Genomic DNA, 437 nt, shown 5'->3' with positions numbered 1-437 from the left:
ATAACAGGCTGTATTGATGAATTTATTTTTTTACCAATCCAGCTATATTTGCTGTAACTTAAAAAACCGATAAGTGTAAACCACCACCATAATGTTTTTCCTAAAAATTGCTGTGGTAACGACTTTACATTGGTATCTCCCGAAAAATAAACCGTTCGAGAACCATCTTTCGACAATTCGTTTAAAATTTGATAACCAGAATCGCCTCCACCCACAACAAGCGCATCACCATTTTGTAATTGACTGTCATTTTTATAAAAATTACTATGCATCTGCAAAACACTTTCAGAAATTTTAGTGTGGCAAGGTGGCGTGTACGGAATATGAAAAGGACCGGTAGCTACAATAACATTTTGGGTTTGAATTTCACCATCTTTATAGCCTACCAAAAAACCATTTTCATTTTTTTTAACCGATGTTACCAAGGTGTTTAACTG

General features: G+C 34.6%; 1 protein-coding gene. It reads right to left on the bottom strand.

Going from position 1 to position 437, the window contains the following annotated elements; all coding sequences use genetic code 11:
- Window positions 1-437 (bottom strand): NAD(P)-binding domain-containing protein (locus FHK88_RS12295; protein WP_227431014.1); only part of this gene is annotated, 437 nt, incomplete at both ends.

Origin of the sequence: Psychrobacter sp. I-STPA6b, from assembly GCF_020662265.1 — a bacterium.
In the GTDB taxonomy this organism is placed as follows: Bacteria; Pseudomonadota; Gammaproteobacteria; order Pseudomonadales; family Moraxellaceae; genus Psychrobacter.
Note: the sequence above shows the minus strand (reverse complement) of the source record. Positions and strands in the feature narration are given on the sequence as shown.